Origin of the sequence: Phytopseudomonas seleniipraecipitans, assembly GCF_900102335.1 — a bacterium.
GTDB classification, from domain to species: domain Bacteria; phylum Pseudomonadota; class Gammaproteobacteria; order Pseudomonadales; family Pseudomonadaceae; genus Aquipseudomonas; species Aquipseudomonas seleniipraecipitans.
In genome coordinates this window covers 300,514-318,641 of sequence record NZ_FNBM01000002.1, presented here as the reverse complement: position 1 = coordinate 318,641, position 18,128 = coordinate 300,514, and the positions used below count along the sequence as shown (strand labels likewise).

At 63.5% G+C, this 18,128-nt stretch carries 19 protein-coding genes; 9 read left to right on the top strand and 10 right to left on the bottom strand.

What is annotated here, in order from left to right; all coding sequences use genetic code 11:
- Positions 1 to 31: 31 nt before the first annotated feature.
- From BLS60_RS06305 to BLS60_RS06290, 4 genes are all read left to right on the top strand, one after another.
- Complete coding sequence (locus tag BLS60_RS06305) at positions 32 to 1,000, top strand: XdhC family protein (RefSeq protein ID WP_092365988.1); 969 nt, start codon at positions 32 to 34, stop codon at positions 998 to 1,000.
- A 1-nt stretch (position 1,001) separates the two neighbouring features.
- Positions 1,002 to 1,565: a nucleotidyltransferase family protein gene (locus BLS60_RS06300; protein ID WP_092365985.1), complete on the top strand. Its 564-nt coding sequence runs from the start codon at positions 1,002 to 1,004 to the stop codon at positions 1,563 to 1,565.
- 239 nt (positions 1,566 to 1,804) lie between these two features.
- Positions 1,805 to 2,809: a TerC family protein gene (locus BLS60_RS06295; RefSeq protein WP_092365982.1), complete on the top strand. Its 1,005-nt coding sequence runs from the start codon at positions 1,805 to 1,807 to the stop codon at positions 2,807 to 2,809.
- Positions 2,810 to 2,859: 50 nt separating this feature from the next.
- Positions 2,860 to 3,147, top strand: a complete 288-nt coding sequence (locus tag BLS60_RS06290) for a hypothetical protein (protein WP_070882171.1) — start codon at positions 2,860 to 2,862, stop codon at positions 3,145 to 3,147.
- Positions 3,148 to 3,463: 316 nt separating this feature from the next.
- Here the strand turns inward: BLS60_RS06290 and BLS60_RS06285 are convergent, their stop codons facing one another.
- The gene (locus BLS60_RS06285) at positions 3,464 to 4,459 is read right to left on the bottom strand and encodes a LacI family DNA-binding transcriptional regulator (protein ID WP_092365979.1); all 996 of its coding nucleotides are present in this window, start codon (positions 4,457 to 4,459) and stop codon (positions 3,464 to 3,466) included.
- Between the two features lie 168 nt (positions 4,460 to 4,627).
- Between BLS60_RS06285 and BLS60_RS06280 the strand changes: the two genes are divergently transcribed.
- The 3 genes from BLS60_RS06280 to BLS60_RS06270 are packed head-to-tail and all read left to right on the top strand — an operon-like array spanning position 4,628 to position 8,113.
- The gene (locus BLS60_RS06280) at positions 4,628 to 5,794 is read left to right on the top strand and encodes a Gfo/Idh/MocA family protein (protein WP_244153370.1); all 1,167 of its coding nucleotides are present in this window, start codon (positions 4,628 to 4,630) and stop codon (positions 5,792 to 5,794) included.
- Positions 5,791 to 6,849, top strand: coding sequence for a sugar phosphate isomerase/epimerase family protein (locus BLS60_RS06275; RefSeq protein WP_092365974.1), 1,059 nt, complete (start codon positions 5,791 to 5,793; stop codon positions 6,847 to 6,849). Before BLS60_RS06280 ends, BLS60_RS06275 begins: the two co-directional genes overlap by 4 nt.
- Positions 6,850 to 6,892: 43 nt before the next feature.
- Positions 6,893 to 8,113 carry a nucleoside permease gene (locus BLS60_RS06270; protein ID WP_092365971.1) on the top strand — a complete coding sequence of 407 codons (1,221 nt, stop codon included), beginning with the start codon at positions 6,893 to 6,895 and terminating at the stop codon, positions 8,111 to 8,113.
- Positions 8,114 to 8,156: 43 nt separating this feature from the next.
- Here the strand turns inward: BLS60_RS06270 and BLS60_RS06265 are convergent, their stop codons facing one another.
- The 3 genes from BLS60_RS06265 to BLS60_RS06255 are packed head-to-tail and all read right to left on the bottom strand — an operon-like array spanning position 8,157 to position 10,649.
- Entirely contained in the window at positions 8,157 to 9,827 is a 1,671-nt protein-coding gene (locus BLS60_RS06265; RefSeq protein ID WP_092365968.1) for a phosphoethanolamine transferase, read from the bottom strand.
- 16 nt (positions 9,828 to 9,843) lie between these two features.
- Positions 9,844 to 10,383, bottom strand: coding sequence for a cytochrome b/b6 domain-containing protein (locus BLS60_RS06260; RefSeq protein WP_070882177.1), 540 nt, complete (start codon positions 10,381 to 10,383; stop codon positions 9,844 to 9,846).
- Positions 10,383 to 10,649 (bottom strand): PepSY domain-containing protein, encoded by a 267-nt coding sequence (locus BLS60_RS06255; protein ID WP_092365965.1) that lies wholly within the window; start codon positions 10,647 to 10,649, stop codon positions 10,383 to 10,385. The genes BLS60_RS06260 and BLS60_RS06255 overlap by 1 nt, the downstream gene beginning before the upstream one ends.
- Before the next feature lie 147 nt (positions 10,650 to 10,796).
- On the opposite strand from BLS60_RS06255, the gene BLS60_RS06250 reads away from it, so the two are divergent.
- Entirely contained in the window at positions 10,797 to 11,462 is a 666-nt protein-coding gene (locus BLS60_RS06250) for a response regulator (RefSeq protein ID WP_070882330.1), read from the top strand.
- Complete coding sequence (locus tag BLS60_RS06245; RefSeq protein ID WP_092365962.1) at positions 11,459 to 12,808, top strand: ATP-binding protein; 1,350 nt, start codon at positions 11,459 to 11,461, stop codon at positions 12,806 to 12,808. The genes BLS60_RS06250 and BLS60_RS06245 overlap by 4 nt, the downstream gene beginning before the upstream one ends.
- Before the next feature lie 49 nt (positions 12,809 to 12,857).
- On the opposite strand, the gene BLS60_RS06240 is transcribed toward BLS60_RS06245, so the two are convergent.
- The 6 genes from BLS60_RS06240 to BLS60_RS06215 all read right to left on the bottom strand — a co-directional run bounded on the left by BLS60_RS06240 (position 12,858) and on the right by BLS60_RS06215 (position 18,099).
- Positions 12,858 to 14,807 carry a DUF7844 domain-containing protein gene (locus tag BLS60_RS06240; RefSeq protein WP_092365959.1) on the bottom strand — a complete coding sequence of 650 codons (1,950 nt, stop codon included), beginning with the start codon at positions 14,805 to 14,807 and terminating at the stop codon, positions 12,858 to 12,860.
- Positions 14,804 to 15,124 (bottom strand): DUF2388 domain-containing protein, encoded by a 321-nt coding sequence (locus tag BLS60_RS06235; protein ID WP_070882181.1) that lies wholly within the window; start codon positions 15,122 to 15,124, stop codon positions 14,804 to 14,806. Before BLS60_RS06235 ends, BLS60_RS06240 begins: the two co-directional genes overlap by 4 nt.
- A 76-nt stretch (positions 15,125 to 15,200) precedes the next feature.
- Entirely contained in the window at positions 15,201 to 15,518 is a 318-nt protein-coding gene (locus BLS60_RS06230) for a DUF2388 domain-containing protein (RefSeq protein WP_070882182.1), read from the bottom strand.
- 190 nt (positions 15,519 to 15,708) lie between these two features.
- Entirely contained in the window at positions 15,709 to 15,921 is a 213-nt protein-coding gene (locus BLS60_RS06225) for a DUF1127 domain-containing protein (protein WP_070882183.1), read from the bottom strand.
- Between the two features lie 411 nt (positions 15,922 to 16,332).
- A complete protein-coding gene (locus tag BLS60_RS06220) occupies positions 16,333 to 17,769 on the bottom strand; it encodes an NAD(P)(+) transhydrogenase (Re/Si-specific) subunit beta (protein WP_092365955.1) in 1,437 nt (478 codons plus the stop codon).
- A 3-nt stretch (positions 17,770 to 17,772) separates the two neighbouring features.
- Positions 17,773 to 18,099, bottom strand: a complete 327-nt coding sequence (locus BLS60_RS06215; protein WP_070882185.1) for an NAD(P) transhydrogenase subunit alpha part 2 — start codon at positions 18,097 to 18,099, stop codon at positions 17,773 to 17,775.
- Between the last annotated feature and the right edge of the window lie 29 nt (positions 18,100 to 18,128).

Here is an 18,128-nt window from a genome sequence, read left to right as displayed (position 1 = left end):
TTGCGTGGGTTGATGGGACGAGGTGGTGTGAATGAAGCAACTTGACCTGCAGGTGATCCAGCAGGCCCTGACATGGTTGGCGCAGGGGCAGCCGGTGTGGTTGTGCACCGTGCTGTCGACCTTCGGCTCGGCGCCCCGTGCGCCGGGGGCGATGCTGGTGGCGCTGCCCAGTGGCGCGTTCTGCGGTTCGCTGTCCGGCGGTTGCGTGGAGGAGGATTTTCTTGAACGTGTGGTAAGCGGCTCGTTCGCCACGCGCAATCAGCTGGTGCGTTATGGCGAAGGCGGTCTTACACCGACCCGAGCGTTACCCTGCGGCGGGGTGCTCGATGTGCTGGTCGAATATATCCCTCCGGGTAATGGCGCCGAGGCGATGCTGCGCCAGGTCGAGCAGGCCTTGGGCGGAGGCGAGCTGCTTGTCCGCGACGTGCCGCTTGGCGCTGGCGGCGCCGAATGCCGGCCCGGCAGCATGGTCGACGCAAAGATCCAGCGCGGCGAAGAGTGCGTGTCGATACGAGTCGGTGCCGTGTTGCGGGTGATTCTTGCCGGCTGGTCACCAGTCGCCGAGTTCTGCGCCAGCTTCGCTCTGTCGCTCGGTTACGAAGTGATCCTCTGCGATCCGCGACCCGAGGTGGTCGCCGAGGTGGATGTGCCGGGCATGCAGGTGCTGGAACTGCTGCCGGCGCGTTTCATCGCCGAGCAGGGCGCCCACCGTGCCACGGCGATTCTGGCGCTGACGCACGACCCGCGCATGGACGACCTGACGCTGATCGAAGCGGTGCGTACCGAGGCGTTCTACATAGGCGCCATGGGCTCACAGCGCACCAGCGCCAAACGTCTGGAGCGCCTGGCGCGCCTGGGTGGCTTGCAGGCGGATGACATGGCGCGCATCCATGCGCCGATCGGCTTGCAGCTGGGCAGCAAGTCACCGGCGGAAATCGCCCTGGCGACGATGGCCGACGTGCTGCGGGCCGCCAATGGCATCGCGCGGAGCGAGCTCTAGCGTGCCGTCGGCAATGCCGGTGGTGATTGTCCTGGCGGCCGGGCGCGGCACGCGCTTTCGGGCCTCTGGCGGCACCGGTAGCAAACTGCAGGCCGACTTGTACGGCAAGCCGGTGCTCACCCATGTGCTCGCCGCAGTGGAGCGTTCGGGGCTGGCTGTGCATGTGGTGCACCGCGCCTGCGGTGACGGCATGAGCGACTCGATTGCCGAAGGCGTGCGCGCCACCCCAGCTGCGTCCGGCTGGCTGGTGCTGCCGGGCGATCTGCCGCTGGTAAGTGGCGAGAGCATCAGCCGCGTGGCGGCGGCTCTGGCGCACAATCCGGTGGTGGTGCCGGTCTTCGAGGGCCGCAAGGGCCACCCGGTCGGCTTTGGCCGGGTCTGCTTCGAGGAACTGGCGGCACTTAGCGGCGAAGCTGGCGCGGTGTCGGTGGTTCGGCGCCACCAGGCCGAGGGTCGCGTGCTGCAACTGAAGGTCGACGATGCTGGCATTCTCACGGACATCGATACCCTCGAAGACCTGCAGCGGCTGCGTGGCCTGGTCGACGTGCACGGTGATCGCCTATAGCCGCCACGGCGTTCCAAGCTCCGCTGCCTGCGGCCTAAAGCCGCAGTGCTGCTGCCCGCTCCGCCGCCATAGCAGGTGAAAGGCAAATGCGCCTCCCGCTGAAATACTTTGCAACCAGGAGACCATTGAGCTGCGCGTGGCGCCTGCTAAATTGGCGCCGCGACGCCGGGCCCCTCTGACAGCTACCCAGCTGCCATGTCGGAGTTGCAGTTTGTACAACTCTGACTTAGGAGGGGCTTATGAGCACCCTAGAACCGTTCTTCATGGCCGAGTTCCTCGGCACCGCCACCTGGTTGTGGCTCGTCTTCATCACTATCGTCATCAGCCTGCTGGTCTTCGACCTCGGGGTGCTTCACCGTGAGCACCGCGAAATCGGCGTCAAGGAAAGCCTGCTGCTGTCCGGCGGCTACATCACCGCGGGCCTGCTGTTCGGCCTGTGGGTGTGGCAGGTCAAAGGCGACACTGCCGGTATGGATTTCTACACCGGCTTTCTGATCGAGAAGTCGTTGTCCATGGACAACGTGTTCCTCATGGCGATGATCTTCAGCTTCCTGGCCATCCCGCGTAAGTACCAGCACGAAGTACTGTTCTGGGGCATTCTCGGGGTGATCGTGCTGCGCGCGATCATGATCGGCCTGGGTGCGGCACTGATCGCCGAGTTCAGCTGGATTCTCTACGTGTTCGGTGCCTTCCTGCTGCTGACCGGCGTGAAGATGCTGTTCAGCAAGGTTGACGACCACCCAGATCTGTCCGAGAACAAGCTGATCAAGTTCGTGCGCAAGCGCATGCGTGTTACCGACCGCTTGCACGAGGGCCGCTTTTTCGTGCGTCAGCCGGACGAACAGGGTCGCATGGTGCGTTGGGCCACGCCGCTGTTCCTGGCGTTGGTGCTGATCGAGTGTGCCGACCTGGTGTTCGCGATCGATAGCGTGCCGGCGATTTTCGCCATCACCCAGGACCCGTTCATCGTTTACACCTCGAACATCTTCGCGATCCTCGGCCTGCGTGCGTTGTACTTCGCCCTGGCGGCGATGATCCATCGCTTTGCGTACCTCAAATACGCGCTGGCCCTGGTGCTGGTGTTCATCGGCGGCAAGATCTTCCTGGTCGGCATCATCGGCAAGACCCCGCCAGTGATTTCCCTGAGCGTGACGCTCGGCCTGCTGATCGGTGGCGTGCTGCTCTCGCTGTGGAAAACCCGCAACGACCCGCCGGTTATCGATGCTGAAGCCAGCCGCCACTAATCACTCATGCCCCGGCGTGCCGGGGCCTCGAACATTGCTGGAGTAATCTCATGAAATCATCATTGCTATCGGCCTGGAGCTTGATCGCCATCATTGGCTTGACCCTCGCGGGTTGCGACGCCGCTGAAGAGTCCGCGCAGAAACTCACCGAAAAGGCCGAGCAGGCGGTGCAGCAACTGGCACGAGAAGCGGTCAGCGATACTGCCAAGGCATTCAACGAGCAGATCGATAAAGCGCAGAAGTCCACCAGCGAGTTGCTGGGCCAACCCGAGGACGAGGCGCAGCGCGATGAGCGTGAACGGGATAGGGAGCTTGAGAAAGAGGGCGTGGAAACCTGAGCGCCGTCAACGCGTTCCGCAGTGAATTCGTCGTACTGGCTGACGGCTAGGGTGATAGAGCGATTATCACTATCGACGCAAATGATGCGGCTGCAGGCGCTTTTGTCGATACCATTCTTGGCGATGAATTCATAACCACTGGCTTGCTAGCCAGTCGGTGCTCTCCGGTTCATCATCTTTTGGTTCCGCCTCTTCATGAGGCGGTTTTTTTGCCTTGAGAAAAGTGAAGTCTGCCGCCTGGCTTCGTTTGGCCTTGCACAAGGCGTCTGGATTTTTCCCCGGCGCATGGGGCGCGAGTCCGGTTGCCCGGTACTGACTAAGCTGGCCTGGAATTAGCCGCCGTGCTCGCCCGCACGACCAGTTCGAAAGGCAGGATCAGGTGATGCTCGGCAAGGCGCCTGCCGTCGAGCTGCGCCAGCAACATCGCCACCGCGTGCTGGCCGAAGGCTGCGGCCGGTTGGGCAATGGTGGTCAGCGGTGGATCGCAGAAGGCAGCGAAGGAAATATCGTCGAAGCCGGCGACCGAGATGTCGTCGGGAACCCGCAGGCCAGCCTGGCGAATGCACTGAATGGCGCCTATGGCCATCTCGTCGTTCTCGCAGAAAATCGCTGTCGGGCGCTGGTCGTTGGCAAGCAGCTGCGCCGTCGCCGCATGCCCGGACGGGCAGTCGTAGCGGCCGTACTGCACCAGGCCGGGATCGAACTCGATGGCCGCAGCGGCAAGGGCTTCGCGGTAGCCGGCAAAACGCTCGCGGGTCAATGGGCTGTCTGCCGGCCCCTGGATCAGGCCGATGCGACGGTGCCCCAGGGCCAGCAGGTGGTCGGTCATGGTGCGCGCCGCGCCACGGTTGTTCAGGCTGACAGTGGGCCATGGCGCGTCGTCAACGATCTCGCAGATGTTCACCAGTGGCGGATGATCGTCGCGGGCGAACGGGTCGAAGGCGCGCAGCTGAATCACGCCGTCGGCCTGCCTGGCGTCCACCAGCTCGGCAAATTGCCGCTCGGTGTCCGGGTTACCCAGGGTGTTGCACAGCAGCACCCGATAGTCGGCCGCGCTGGCTGCTTCCTGAATGCCGCGAATGACCTGTGCGAAGAAGGTGTTGGCGATGTCCGGCACCAGCACCACCAGGTTGCGGGTGCGCTGGGAGCGAAATTGCACGGCCATCAGGTTGGGTTTGTAGCCGGCGTGCTCCACGGCCTCGAGCACTTTCTCGCGGGTTTCCGGTGAGACCTGAGTCGGGCTTTTCAGGGTGCGCGACACCGTGGCAACCGAGACCCCGGCCAATGCGGCAACCTTGCGAATATTGGTCATGCACCCTCTGTTTTCTGGCCAGCGCTGAGCACCAAATCGCCGCTAGATTACCGTAACCCGGCCGTCATTGTGCGCTTGACCAGTGCCTGTTCGGGGTCTATACAGATTTTAATGTAACCGGTTACATGAAAGAAAATACTACCGAAATACCGTAAACGGAGGGTTTCAATGCCTGCTTCACGCGTAAGGCTGGGAATGATCGGTGGCGGCGCTGGTGCCTTCATCGGTCAGGTCCATCGACAGGCGGCCGCCCTGGCCGGTGGTGTCGACCTGGTGGCTGGCGCCTTCAGCCGCGACCCTGCCAGTAATGAAGAAACCGGCAGCGCCTGCGGCTTGGCGCCGCAACGCGTTTACCCCAGTTGGCAGGCGTTGCTGGAGGGCGAGTCGCAACTCGATGTGCAGCAGCGCATCAACCTGCTGGCCATCGTCACGCCCAACCACCTGCATGCGCCCATCACTGCCGCTGCCCTGCGTGCCGGCATCCATGTGTTCTGTGAGAAGCCAGCGGCCATGAGCAGCACCGAGACTCGCGACCTGGCGCAGCTGCTGGGTACTGTCGATGCGAGTTACGGCCTCGCTCACACCTACCAGGGTTATCCGATGGTTTGGCAGGCGCGGCATATGGTGGCGGCTGGCGAGATAGGCCGGGTGCGCAAGCTCTACGTCGAATACCCACAGGGCTGGCTCAGTGACGACCTCGCCGGCCAGGGCAACAAGCAGGCGACCTGGCGCGGCGACCCGCAACTGGCCGGGCAGGGCGGTTGCATTGGCGACATTGGCATTCACGCCTTCAGCCTGGCCGAGTTTGTCAGTGGTCAGCGTATCGAGCGCCTCTGCGCGCACCTCGGCACCCACGTGGCCGGCCGTGTGCTGGATGACGACTGCTCGATGCTGTTCCTGACAGACCAGGGTGCCAGCGGTGTGCTGCTTGCCAGTCAGGTCTGCGCCGGTGAAGAGAATGCGCTGACGATCCGCATCTATGGCGACAAGGGCGGCCTGGAGTGGCGTCAGGAAGAGCCCAGCAGCCTGATTCATCGCTCACTCGACCAATCGATGCGCGTGCTGCGTGCCGGGGCCAACCATAGCTGGCTGTGTGATGAGGCGCTGCAGCGCATTCGCCTACCTGCCGGCCACCCCGAGGGGTATTTGGAGGCCATGGCCAATCTCTACAGCGATTTTGCCCAGGCGATTGCTGGCTCGCCTAGCGCCGCGGCCGCACTGCCCGGTATCGAGACGGGTATGCGCGGCATGGCGTTCATCGAAGCGGCGCTGGCCAGCCACGCCAGTGAGGCCAAGTGGACTGCATTGGCATCCAGTGAAGGAGCGCAGCGATGACTTCTGGTATCCGTGGGCCGGCCATTTTTCTTGCCCAATTCCTGTCCGCCGACGCACCGTTCGATAACCTGAAGAACCAGGCCAACTGGGCGGCCTCGCTCGGCTACAACGGCATCCAGCTGCCGACTCTGGGGCCGCAGTGCATCGATTTGCAACGCGCCGCGGAGAGCCAGACCTATTGCGATGAACTCAAGGGTATCTGTGCCGAGGCCGGCGTCGCGATCAGCGAATTGTCCACGCACCTGCAAGGCCAGTTGGTGGCCGTGCACCCGGCGTTCGACAGCCTATTCGACGACTTCGCCCCAGATCACCTGAGGGGCCGTCCGCAGGCGCGCACTCAGTGGGCCATCAACCAGTTAAAGCTGGCGGCCCAGGCTAGCCGGCGCCTGGGGTTGGAGGCTCACGCGACCTTCTCTGGCGCGCTCCTCTGGCCCTATCTCTATCCCTGGCCGCAGCGCCCGGCGGGCCTGGTGGAAGAGGGTTTCGCCGAGTTGGCGCGGCGCTGGCTGCCGATCCTCAATGCCTTCGATGAGGCGGGTGTCGACCTCTGCTACGAGCTGCACCCCAGCGAAGACCTGCACGACGGCGCCACCTTCGAACGCTTTCTCGCCGCGGTTGGTGATCATCCGCGCGCGCATATTCTCTACGACCCCAGCCACATGCTGCTGCAGCAGATGGACTACCTGGGCTTCATCGACCGTTACCACCAGCGCATCCGCATGTTCCACGTCAAGGATGCGGAGTTCCGGGCCGATGCCCGTTCCGGGGTGTATGGCGGCTACCAGGCGTGGGTCGATCGGCCAGGGCGTTTTCGTTCCCTGGGCGATGGGCAGATCGACTTCAAGGCGATTTTCAGCAAGCTCACCCAATACGGCTACCAGGGCTGGGCGGTGCTGGAGTGGGAGTGCTGCCTCAAGGACTCGGCCCAGGGTGCGGCCGAGGGTGCCGGCTTCATCGAGCGCCACCTGATCACCCGCGCCGAACGCGCCTTCGACGATTTCGCCGGGGTCACCACCAGCGCCTCGCGCAACCGGGGGCTGCTGGGCTTGGACTGAATATTTTTAACGCTGTCTCGTGAACAACAACAAGGATAAGAACATGAGCACTTTGACTGTCAGGTTGGGCGTGATGATGTTTCTCCAGTTCTTCATCTGGGGCGGCTGGTTCGTCACCCTGGGCACTTTTCTCGGGCGCACCCTGGAGGCCAGTGGCGGACAGATCGGCATGGCCTACGCGACCCAGTCGTGGGGCGCGATTCTGGCGCCCTTCGTGGTCGGGCTGATCGCCGACCGCTTCGTCAACGCCGAACGGTTGCTGGCGGTGCTGCACCTGGGCGGCGCGTTGCTGCTCTACCAGCTCTACCGGGCCGAGGATTTCGCCACTTTCTATCCGCTGGTGCTCTGCTACATGGTGGTGTACATGCCGACGCTCGGGCTGGTGAACGCAGTGGCGTTCCGGCAGTTGAGCGACCCCGCGGCGCAGTTTTCCAGGGTGCGGGTGTGGGGCACGCTGGGTTGGATCGTCGCCGGTCTGGTGATCAGCTTCGTGTTCGCCTGGGATGCCCAGCAAGCCATTGCTGAGGGTGCGCTGCGCAACACCTTCCTGCTCTGCGCCATCGCCTCGCTGCTGCTCGGGCTGTACAGCTTCAGCCTGCCGGCCACCCCACCGGTGCCCGGCCAGCAGACTGGCATCAAGCGCCTGCTCGGCCTGGATGCCCTGCAGATGCTCAAGGACCGCGGCTTTGCGACCTTCTTCCTGGCGTCCATCCTGATCTGCATTCCGCTGGCTTTCTATTACCAGAACGCCAATCTTTTCCTGACCGAAATCGGCGTCGCCAACCCGACCGGCATGATGACCCTCGGCCAGGTGTCGGAAGTGTTGTTCATGCTGCTGTTACCGCTGTTCATCAAGCGCTTCGGGATCAAGGTGACCTTGCTGGTGGGCATGGCGGCATGGGCGCTGCGCTATGTGCTGTTCGCCTACGGCAACAGCGGTGAGCTGGTGGCCTTTCTGGTGGCGGGGATCGTGCTGCACGGCGTGTGCTACGACTTCTTCTTCGTGTCGGGGCAGATCTACACCGACGGCAAGGCCGGCGAGAGCATCAAGAGCTCCGCGCAGGGGCTGATCACCCTAGCCACTTACGGTGTCGGCATGCTGATCGGCTTCTGGGTGGCCGGGATGGTGTCCGACCACTACTCCATCCAGGGCGCTCACGACTGGTTCAGCATCTGGTTGTTCCCGGCGGTGTTCTCGGCTGGCGTGCTGCTGGCCTTCCTGCTGACCTTCCGCGAGCGTGCCGCGGGCAAGCCGGTTGGCTGAGGGTTGCCGTCGCAGGTGGTGCAAGCCACCTGCGACGTGCGGGTCAGCCCTCGCAGCGGGCCTCGGGCTGTTTGAGCAGCATGCTTAATTGCTGCGGCGGATGATGAATCAGGCCGTCTGGCGTTTCGCAGACCCGCTGGATGAAGTTGTCGGTGAACAGCAGCTTACCATGCACGAAGTGCTCGTTGGGGCGCAGGTTGGGGTTGTCGATACGCGTACCCAGGCGTGCGGCCAGCCATTTGCCGGCCTCGTAGTGGCTGATCCAGCGTTCCGCCGACAGGCTGGCCATCGTTTCCGGCTGCGCCTCGCGGCCAATGACGATCACCGGCACGTCGCTGACTTCCGGTACCAGGTCGTTGTGGCCCCAGTGGCCGCCTTCGCCGAGGCGCTGGCCGTGATCGCCGGTGATGATCAGGTAGCGCTCGCCTTCCAGTCGGTCGAAATCGGCGACCACCTCGGCCAGCAGGCTGTCGAGGTAATGCACCGAATTGTCATAGGCGTTGCTCTGCCCGTTCGGCCCCTGGTCGACCCAGGGCGCGGGCTTGGCTTCATGGCGATAGTTTTGCGCGTAGGGCAGGTGCGCGGTGCGCAGGTTGAGCACCACGAAGTTGCGCTCGGCCCAGCGTTGGTTGTCGAGCACGTCGAGCAGGGCACGATCCTGGCGCTTGAGAAATTGCATCGGGTGGTCTTCCCGGGTGATCGACACGTCCAGGTAGCGGCTGCCCAGGTTGGCCAGCAGCTTGGATTCCTGGGAGGAAATCCAGTGGGTGCGAAAGCCCGCCTGCTTGGCGAAGCGGAACAGGTTGATGTCGCCGGTGCGCAGCAGGGCGTCCTTGCCCGGTTCACGAATCGGGTTGATCAGGTACGGCAGGCTGACATCGGTGGCCACCCCGGCGGCGATGCCGGGGCGTACGAAGGCGCTGGGGTTGTCGCGCAGGTAAGCGGCCAACTTCGGCGTGGTGTCGCGCCCGTAGCCGAATACGCCGAGGCGATCACTGCGCAGCGAATCGGCGACTACCAGCCAGACGTGATTCGCCCCGCTCAGGCTCGGGCTCAGTCCGTAGGGGGCGTAGGCAGTCGGCGGCAGCTCGACCTCCGGCTTGAAGGCCAGGTGCACGGCCCAGGCAGAGAACACGTTGAGGTTGTTGTGCAGTGCGCTGCGGCTGGGGCTGGCAGCGAAGGAGTCGAGGTTGCGGTAGGTGGCGCGGTAAGGCTTGGAGAGCAGCACCACCGCTATCAGCACCAGCGCCCAGCGGCTTTCTGGCAGGCTGACGCGCCCTGGCAGGCGCCAATGCAGGGCCAGCAGCAGGCCATAGGGGATGGCCACGCAAAGCAGCACCGGCCAATGCCCGGCCAGGCTGTGGGCGGCGGTCTCGCGCACCTCGCCCGGGTCGTTGAGCAGCGACTGGATGTCAATGGCGGTCAGCGGTTCGCCAAAGAAGCTGATATTGGCCAGCTGCATCAATTGCATCACCGCAAACAGCAGCAGGATGCCCAGGCTCAGCCAGCGCAGGTTGCTCAGCCACAGTCCGAGGCTGAACAGCCAGAGCACGGCGACGTAACCGGCTTCTAGTTCGGCATGGTTGTTGGGCGTGAACAGCTGCTGCAGAAAGTCATCGGCGAGCAGCAGCAGACAGCTGAGGGTGGCCAGGGCCACGAGCGACAACCAGGAGCGCAGCGCTCCCGAGCTAAAACGCGCACGTACGGGCAGCATGGGTTTTCCTGAGGTATCAGCGGTCTTCGGAGGGCGCGCGGCGCTTGCCGGTGATCATCGATAACGGCAGGTTTTCACGCAGGTGAACACTTTCAATCAGCGCGGCAAGCACATGGAGGGCGACCAGAGCCGCCAGGCCATCGGCGACCCAGCCGTGCAGGGTCAGCGGCCAGTCGACACCCCACAACGCATCCACTTCCTGCATCAGAAAACCGCTGATGCCAAGCGTGGCGATGGCGGCCATCATCAGCAGCATGACCAGCGCGCCCAGCGGCGAGTGGCCGAGACGGCGATAGGCACGGCCTTTCAGCACCAGGCCGAGGTGCGCCTGCAAGCGCGTACGGGTCGGCCAGAAATCCGTCCAGCGGGCGCTGCGCGTACCGACGAAGCCCCATATCAGGCGGGCCGCCAGCCAGGCGCAGGCATAGTAACCGAGCCAGGTGTGCCAGTCGTCACCTTCCTCGGTGAAGAAATAGTTGGCGACGAAGACCCCGGCCACCGACACATGGAACAGCCGGATCAGCGGATCCCAGAGGCGTATCGTCGCCGGTTTCATCAGTCTTCGATCTCGGTCTTGATCGCTTTGCCGGACACCGGATCGTGGTAGATCTCGACCTTGCGCTTGTCCTTGTCGAAGCCGTAGATCTCGTAGCAGTTACCCTTGGTGATCTTGAATTTGCTGATCTGGTAACCCTGCTCCTTCAACTGAGCCTGAAACTGCTCCGGGTCCTGCCAAGTCGAGCGGTCGGCGGTTGTGCATTCGGTGCTGGCCAGCGCCAGCGGGCTGCCGAGCATCAGGGCGAAAAGGGCGATGTAGCGCATGGTGGGACTCTCCTGTGATGGTGAGCCTCACCTTGCGACGCGAAGCTTAGGAAAGTCTTAATGGGCAAATCTCGGTAACAACAGTCCGTGCAAATCGCGCTGCGGACGGCGCATCATGGCTGCCGCCATTCTGACGAGGTGCGTTGCGTGCGTGTCCTGCTGGTTGAAGATGACCGCGCCTTGGCGCGCGGAATCCGCGTCGCCCTGCGCGGCGAAGGTTATACGCTGGACTGGCTGGAGGACGGCGTCGAAGCCGCCCATGCGCTGCGCAGCGAGCAGTTCGACCTGGTGCTGCTCGACCTTGGCCTGCCGCGCCTGGATGGCATGACGCTGCTGCGCCAGTTGCGCGCCCGCACTGAAAACGCCGTGCCGGTGCTGGTGTTAACCGCCCGCGATGCCATGGAAGACCGCATTCAGGGGTTGGATGCGGGGGCCGACGATTACCTGGTCAAACCCTTCGATCCCGAAGAGCTGAAGGCGCGTATCCGCGCCCTGTTGCGGCGCAGCCAGGGGCGCGCGCAGCCGGTGCTGGAGTTCGCCGGGGTGAGCCTCGATCCGGCTACCCAGGAGGTGCGCTATCAGGGCCGCAGCGTGCCGATGACGCCCATGGAATATCAGCTGCTGCATCAATTATTGATCCGTCCGGGCGTGGTGGTCACCCGTGAACGGCTCGCCAACGCCCTCTACGGTTGGCAGGAAAGCGGGCCGGGCAACACCCTGGAAGTGCTGATTCACAACCTGCGGCGCAAATTATGCAGCGACCTCATCCGCACCGTGCGCGGGGTCGGTTACCTGGTGGAGCGAACGCCATGATTTCCATCCGTACGCGCATTCTTGCGCCGACTATCGCCCTGGTGCTGGCCGGCAGCCTGGCGCTGGTGCTGCTTGCCCTGCGCGATAGCCACCGGCAGACCGAGGCGGTCTATGACGCCCAGCTGGTGCAGGCGGCGCGGGTGCTGCAAGGCATGCTGCAGCAGCCGGACGGCCAGCCGATCGACTGGCCGTTCGTCAGGCGTGCGTTGGATAACGCCCTGGATCTCTCGGCCGATGGCATCTTCTCGCACCCTTATGAAATCAACCTGGCGTTCCAGGTGTGGGGCGCAGACGGCACGCTGCTGGTGCGCTCCGCACACGCGCCCGCGCTGGCAGCACCGCCCGCGCCGGGTATCCACGATTTCTTTCTCAATGAGCAGGAATGGTGTGGGGTGCTGCTGGAGGACGCCGGGCAGGGATTGCGCATCTGGGTCGGCGAGCGCGAAGACCTGCGCCAGGACCTGATCCATCAGATTCTCCAGCACACGCTGATGCCGACCCTGGTCTGCCTGCCGCTGCTGGCGGCGTTCATCTGGTTGCTGCTGGGCTGGGGCCTGCGACCGCTGCAGCGTCTGGCCCAGCAATTGCGCGAGCGCCCCGAACACAGCTTGGAGCCTTTGCCGGCCGGCCCGCTGCCGCCGGAGCTTGAGCCGATGCGTCTGGCTCTGGATGACGTGCTGAGCCAGTTGCGCGCCCTGCTGGAGCGGGAGCGGCGCTTTCTTGCCGATGCTGCCCACGAGCTGCGTACGCCGCTGGCGATTCTGGATATTCACGTGCGTAATGCGCTGCAGGCCGGCAGCGTGCAGGAGCGCGAGGAAGCGTTGTCCTTCCTGCAGCAGGGCGTGCATCGCGCCACCCGCATCGCCAGCCAGCTGTTGACCATGGCCCGCCTCGAAACGCCGTCGCAAAGCCTGCAGCCCCTTGACCTCACCGCTGTGGTGCGTGAAGAACTGGCCGACCTGGCGCCGCTGGCGCTGAACCGACGCATCGACCTCGCCCTGGACGCTGACGAGACCGCGGTGATTCAGGGCGATCGCGGCCTAATCGTGATCCTTCTGCAAAACCTGGTCAGCAACGCGTTGACCTTTTCCACCCCCGGCGGCGAGGTGAGCGTGCGGGTGCGCCGTGACGGCCAGGGCGTGCAGCTGCAGGTTGTCGATCAGGGGCCGGGTGTCGAGGAGGCCCGCCTGCCACGCCTGGGCGAGCGGTTCCATAGCGCCGGCAATCCTCAGGGGGCGGGGTTGGGGTTGGCCATCGTCGGTATGATCGCCGGTCACCTGGGTGGCTCCATCGGCTTCAGCAACGCCAGCCCGAAGGGCTTCAGCGCCGTGGTGACGTTTCCCTGATTACGGGTACGCGACCGCGGGCTGACCTGCGCTGAGCGGGGCGCCGCTGCTACAGCTGCAGGCCGCCGCTGGCCTTGTGCAGCGTGCGTAGATGGGCGCCGAGCAGCTTGAGGTTCTCCTCGTTGGCTTCCAGTTCGGCCAGGCGCTGAGGCTCCAATAGCCGCCGTACCTCCTCGTCGAGGTCAGCACTGAGCAGGCTCAGTTGCTGCTGCCGATTGCGCGTTTCGCTTTCCAGGCGCTGCCATTCGGCCTGCTGTGGCAGCCCGTAGCCGCCTTCGAGCAATTCGGCCGGGCGGCTGAGGAAACCGGTGTTGGCCAAAATCTGTTCCAGTGCATCGCCGGCCTTGTTCAGGTTCGGGTCCTTGGCGGCGCGGCCGGTCAGGTAGCGCTGCTTGAGCTCGTCCTGGGAGAGCAGCAACTGCCGGCGCATGGCCGCCTGCTCGAGCAGCAGCATGGCAGCACTGGCACGCAGGTCGGCTTTCTCGAACCACTGGCGGCGTTCACTGGATGGCTGCTCCAGCCAGTCCTCGACGCGCTGCTGGCGGATCGGCAAGCGCTGTTGCAACACCTTGAACATCGCCTGGTAGCGGTCACGGAACGAGTCGAAGCGGTAACCCAGGCGCAGCGCTTCGCGGGCGTCCTCGAGCATGCTGGCATCGGCCAGGCCGCGGGCTTCGAGCACTTCCAGCAAGCCGATTGGGGTGATGCTGTCGAGGTCCTGCAGGCGCGGCAGATCGGTGCCGCTACGCAGCAGCTTGAGGGTTTCCACCGCGCAGTTGTTGGACACGAAGAAGTAGTCGCCGTCGTAGCTCCAGTGCTGCTCGACGGCGCGGGCGACCAGCTGTTCGAGGCGATCGCGGGGCAATGTCAGTGGCACCGAGGCCAGGCTGCGCAGTTCGACCTTGGTGTATTCCTCGATCACCTGGGCCAGGGGCAGCACGAACAAGCGTGACGGGTAGGCGCCGGTGAGGCCATCCCAGCTCGACAGCTGCACGTCACCGACGAACGCACGGTAGGACAGCACCAGATGCTGGTCGAGGTCCAGGCGGCAATCGGGCCCGCGTGGCCGGCCCGGTGCACAGATCACCAGGCGCAACATGCTGTGGCCCCAGCGACTGGCCATGTTCTGATTGGCTTCGGCGAGCAGGTAATCGACTTCGTAGACCCGCTCGGGATCGAGATTGGCCAGCGCCTGCTTGTCGAAATCGCGGCCCGCGTTGAGGTAGGCGTAGCCCGTGTCACATGGCGTGGCGTTGGTCGGTGACCAGCCGAAATGCTCACTGAAGAAGCGCGCCAGGGAAGGGCGGCGGCAGGCGTATTCGGGGTCGAGGAGAAAATACTCCATGTTCACCGCGACGAATTCGCGGGCGTTGCTGAGCTCGTAAATATCGGGGCTGCGTGCCACCTGGCCGTTGTGCAGCTCGCGTTCACCACGGGTGCCGACGCGCTGCGGCCAGCCGGCCAGATCGAGCAGGCGGGGATCATCGCTGAGGGTGAAGCGGCGCGCGGTCTGGCCACGGCATTCGGCTGGCAAACCGACTGCGCCCATGCTGCCGTTCTGGCGCTGGCAGCCACGCAGCAGCGTGCGCTGCTCAGCGCCCCAGAAAGCGCCACGATCATAAAGGTGTGTGACTTCATGGAGCACGGTGGCCAGCAGCTCGCGGCGCACCGTGCCGTGCGGGCGGCCGGTGGCGGCCTTTGCCGCACTGCCGTCGGTAAGGCCGGGCAGCAGGTTGGCATTGAGCTCGACACCACTGAAGCGGCCAGCGCGGCCATAGATCTGTTCGGGCAGCGGAACCCAGCGCACGGTGACGTCGCGATCCACGGCTTCGCGCAGGCGCGGTGGCAAGGCTGCGAAGGCCTCATCAAGCAGCGCCTGGCTGGCCTGACGTTGCGAGTCATTGAGCGGCCCGTCATCCAGGGCGAGGTGGAGCTGGGCGTGACTGGCCGTGCTGACCAGCAAGGTCAGCAGCAGGAGACAGCCACGCAGGGTGATCACAGCGCGAGAATGGCTTCGGCCAATACCTGATCGGACGCATTCTGCGCTTCGGGCAGTTGGCTGCGCAGCGCGCCAAAGGCGGCTTCCAGCTGGGCGCCGCGGATGTCGCCCTGGCTGGCGACGAAGCTGGCGGCGTCATCACGCGCCTCGATGACCACTTTCATGTCGCGCACCGACGTGGTGGTGTCCGAGGTGAAATCGATGGTGCGGTCGAGGGCGCGGACGATGATATTGCTGGTGGCTACCAAGGTCTGAGCCTGAACGGCGCCGGCGAACAGGGCAAGGGATGCGACGGCGGCGAACAACGGACGCTTCATGAACAGTCTCCGAAAGGGATTGGAATGGCTGGTTGGACGAGGAACAGGTGCCGCAGTTCCGGCAATGATGCGCTGTTTAAAGCGCCAGAATGGCCTGCGCCAGCTGGCCATCATCGGCTTGCAACGTGGGCATGCGGCCACGGATATGCTGCAGCGCGGCTTCCAGGTGTACACCACGCAGCGCGCCTTGGCTGGCGACGAAGCTGGCGGCGTCATCCTTGGCGGCCAGAACGATCTTGTTGTCGACCACCGAAGAGGTCGCGTTGGAGGTGGTGTCGATGGTGCCTGCGAGTGCATCGACCAGAGTGTCGGTAGTCACCAGAAAGCTGCTGGCAGAGGCGCCAGCGGCCAGGCTGAACAGGCTGAAAAACGCGAGGGTGCGGGCGATGGGCATGGTCTGGACTCTACGGCTTACTGAAAGGGGCCATTCTAACCGCTCTGCACGGGGCAGTAGAAAAAGAGCTGCAGCGTTTGTGTAAAGGCGTGTGCCCTCTGCGTATCGACAATCGCAGGCCCGGAAACGACAAAACCCCGCTGGCGCTGCATGCCGGCGGGGTTTTGCGGGAGAAGCTCAACGGTCGCGATTAACGCCAGAACGGTTTGCTCAGTTCGGCATAACGCTGGCTTTCGCTGATACCGGCATCGGCCAGCAGGCGAGTGTCGAGACGCGCCAACTGGCGGCGGCTGACGATGCGACGCTGCCACAGGAGCAGGGTAGCGAGAATATTCAGCGGCAGGCTGGTGGCAGATTTGGACGAGTTATCGACAAGCAGATCGGAACTGAGGGTACGTTCCATGGTGTGCATCCTTCCGCTTTTGGCGGGATTGGTTAGGTTCTGGTGTCTATTTTCGTCCTCGCGCGGGGTTTGCAGTAGCCACAGCTGCAGTAAATAAGCGGCGTACTAGATAGGTTGCTTTGTAACTGTTTTGCTGATTTAGAGCGCAACTGTACCGGTGTTTGTGGATTTGCCGTGACTCGTGACGTTTGGCAGTGACTTGCTCTATAAATATTCGTATTTTCAGTGATTAGGCGCCGGTACAGTTGAGATTGTTCGCGGTCATTGCGTTGCTCACTATTTTGATTTCTTGAGTCTTTGGTTTGAAATGCCCTCGGCTGTGCTTGTTGGCAGAGCCTGTGCAAGGAATTGCGGTTGGGCATGAAAAAGAGGCGAGGGCAGAAGCCCGTCGCCTCCTTGCTGGCAAAGCAATCAATCCACCGCTTTGAGCATCTCCTCGATGACCTTCTTGGCGTCGCCGAATACCATCATGGTCTTGTCCAGGTAGAACAGTTCGTTGTCCAGGCCGGCATAGCCGCTGGCCATGGAGCGCTTGTTGACGATGATGGTTTTGGCTTTGAAGGCTTCGAGAATCGGCATGCCGGCGATGGGCGATTTTGGATCGTTCTTGGCGGCCGGGTTGACCACGTCGTTGGCGCCCAGCACCAGCACGACATCGGCCTGGCCGAATTCGGCGTTGATGTCTTCCATCTCGAACACCTGGTCGTACGGCACTTCCGCTTCTGCCAGTAACACGTTCATGTGCCCTGGCATGCGGCCGGCCACCGGATGGATCGCGTATTTGACGGTTACGCCCTTGTGCGCCAGCTTTTCGGTCAGCTCCTTCAAAGCATGTTGCGCGCGGGCCACAGCCAGGCCGTAGCCGGGAACGATGATCACGCTGTCGGCGTTACCGAGCAGAAACGCCGCATCGTCGGCCGAGCCGGATTTGACCGGCCGTTGCTCGCCACTGCCTGCTGCCGGGCCGGCGTCGGTCGCACCACCGAAACCGCCGAGAATCACGTTGAAGAACGAGCGATTCATCGCCTTGCACATGATGTAGGAGAGGATCGCACCGCTCGAACCGACCAGGCTGCCAGCGATAATCAGCATCGAGTTGTTCAGCGAGAAGCCAATACCCGCCGCCGCCCAGCCCGAGTAGCTGTTGAGCATCGACACCACCACCGGCATGTCCGCGCCGCCGATGGGGATGATGATCAGCACGCCGATGACGAACGCCAGGGCCACCAGCACGGCGAATGCGGTCAGGTTGCCGGTGAAGGTGAAATACAGGCCAAGTGCGACGATGGCCAGGCCAACAGCCAAGTTGATCAGGTGCTGTCCGGCGAACTGTACGGGTGCGCCCTGAAACAGGCGGAACTTGTACTTACCAGATAGCTTGCCAAAGGCGATCACCGAGCCGGAGAAGGTGATGGCACCAATCGCCGCACCGAGGAACAGTTCCAGGCGATTGCCATGAGGGATCGGATCACTGATGACGGCGACGATGCCCAACGACTGCGGTTCGACCACCGCGGCGATGGCAATGAACACGGCGGCCAGGCCGATCATGCTGTGCATGAAAGCGACCAGTTCCGGCATCTTGGTCATCTCGACGCGCTTGGCCATGATCGAGCCAGCGGTGCCGCCAACCAGTAGGCCGACAATCACGTAACCGATGCCCTGTACGGCCAATTCGCTGCCGAGCTTGTAAATCAGGCCGAGGGTAGTGAGGACGGCAATGCTCATGCCGATCATGCCGAAGGCATTGCCGCGCCGCGAGGTGGTCGGATGGGATAAGCCCTTGAGCGCCTGGATGAAGCACACCGAGGCCACGAGGTAGAGGAGGGTGATCAGGTTCATGCTCATCGATTACTTCTCCACCGGTGCGGCAGCCGATGCTGCTTTCGGCGCCTTTTTCTTGAACATTTCCAGCATGCGCCGGGTAACCAGGAAGCCACCAAAGACGTTGACCGCCGCCAGCGCCACAGCCAGGGTGCCCATGGTCTTGCCCAGCGGGGTGACAGTCAGCGCGGCGGCAAGCATGGCGCCGACGATGACGATCGCGGAAATCGCGTTGGTCACCGCCATCAGTGGCGTGTGCAGCGCCGGGGTGACATTCCAGACCACGTGGTAGCCGACATAGATGGCCAGCACGAAGATGATCAGGTTGTAGATACCGTCGGAAATCAGATCCATCGGGAAGATCCTTTTTGTTGTGATTAGCC

What these genes read in the sequence shown, in the direction of transcription:
- BLS60_RS06245 (WP_092365962.1), top strand. Translation starts at nt 11,459, where the DNA reads ATGATTTCCATCCGTACGCGCATTCTTGCGCCGACTATCGCCCTGGTG.
- BLS60_RS06265 (WP_092365968.1), bottom strand. Translation starts at nt 9,827, where the DNA reads ATGCTGCCCGTACGTGCGCGTTTTAGCTCGGGAGCGCTGCGCTCCTGG.
- BLS60_RS06235 (WP_070882181.1), bottom strand. Translation starts at nt 15,124, where the DNA reads ATGAAGCGTCCGTTGTTCGCCGCCGTCGCATCCCTTGCCCTGTTCGCC.
- BLS60_RS06305 (WP_092365988.1), top strand. Translation starts at nt 32, where the DNA reads ATGAAGCAACTTGACCTGCAGGTGATCCAGCAGGCCCTGACATGGTTG.
- BLS60_RS06215 (WP_070882185.1), bottom strand. Translation starts at nt 18,099, where the DNA reads ATGGATCTGATTTCCGACGGTATCTACAACCTGATCATCTTCGTGCTG.
- BLS60_RS06275 (WP_092365974.1), top strand. Translation starts at nt 5,791, where the DNA reads ATGACTTCTGGTATCCGTGGGCCGGCCATTTTTCTTGCCCAATTCCTG.
- BLS60_RS06280 (WP_244153370.1), top strand. Translation starts at nt 4,628, where the DNA reads ATGCCTGCTTCACGCGTAAGGCTGGGAATGATCGGTGGCGGCGCTGGT.
- BLS60_RS06270 (WP_092365971.1), top strand. Translation starts at nt 6,893, where the DNA reads ATGAGCACTTTGACTGTCAGGTTGGGCGTGATGATGTTTCTCCAGTTC.
- BLS60_RS06285 (WP_092365979.1), bottom strand. Translation starts at nt 4,459, where the DNA reads ATGACCAATATTCGCAAGGTTGCCGCATTGGCCGGGGTCTCGGTTGCC.
- BLS60_RS06255 (WP_092365965.1), bottom strand. Translation starts at nt 10,649, where the DNA reads ATGCGCTACATCGCCCTTTTCGCCCTGATGCTCGGCAGCCCGCTGGCG.
- BLS60_RS06230 (WP_070882182.1), bottom strand. Translation starts at nt 15,518, where the DNA reads ATGCCCATCGCCCGCACCCTCGCGTTTTTCAGCCTGTTCAGCCTGGCC.
- BLS60_RS06295 (WP_092365982.1), top strand. Translation starts at nt 1,805, where the DNA reads ATGAGCACCCTAGAACCGTTCTTCATGGCCGAGTTCCTCGGCACCGCC.
- BLS60_RS06260 (WP_070882177.1), bottom strand. Translation starts at nt 10,383, where the DNA reads ATGAAACCGGCGACGATACGCCTCTGGGATCCGCTGATCCGGCTGTTC.
- BLS60_RS06225 (WP_070882183.1), bottom strand. Translation starts at nt 15,921, where the DNA reads ATGGAACGTACCCTCAGTTCCGATCTGCTTGTCGATAACTCGTCCAAA.
- BLS60_RS06220 (WP_092365955.1), bottom strand. Translation starts at nt 17,769, where the DNA reads ATGAGCATGAACCTGATCACCCTCCTCTACCTCGTGGCCTCGGTGTGC.
- BLS60_RS06290 (WP_070882171.1), top strand. Translation starts at nt 2,860, where the DNA reads ATGAAATCATCATTGCTATCGGCCTGGAGCTTGATCGCCATCATTGGC.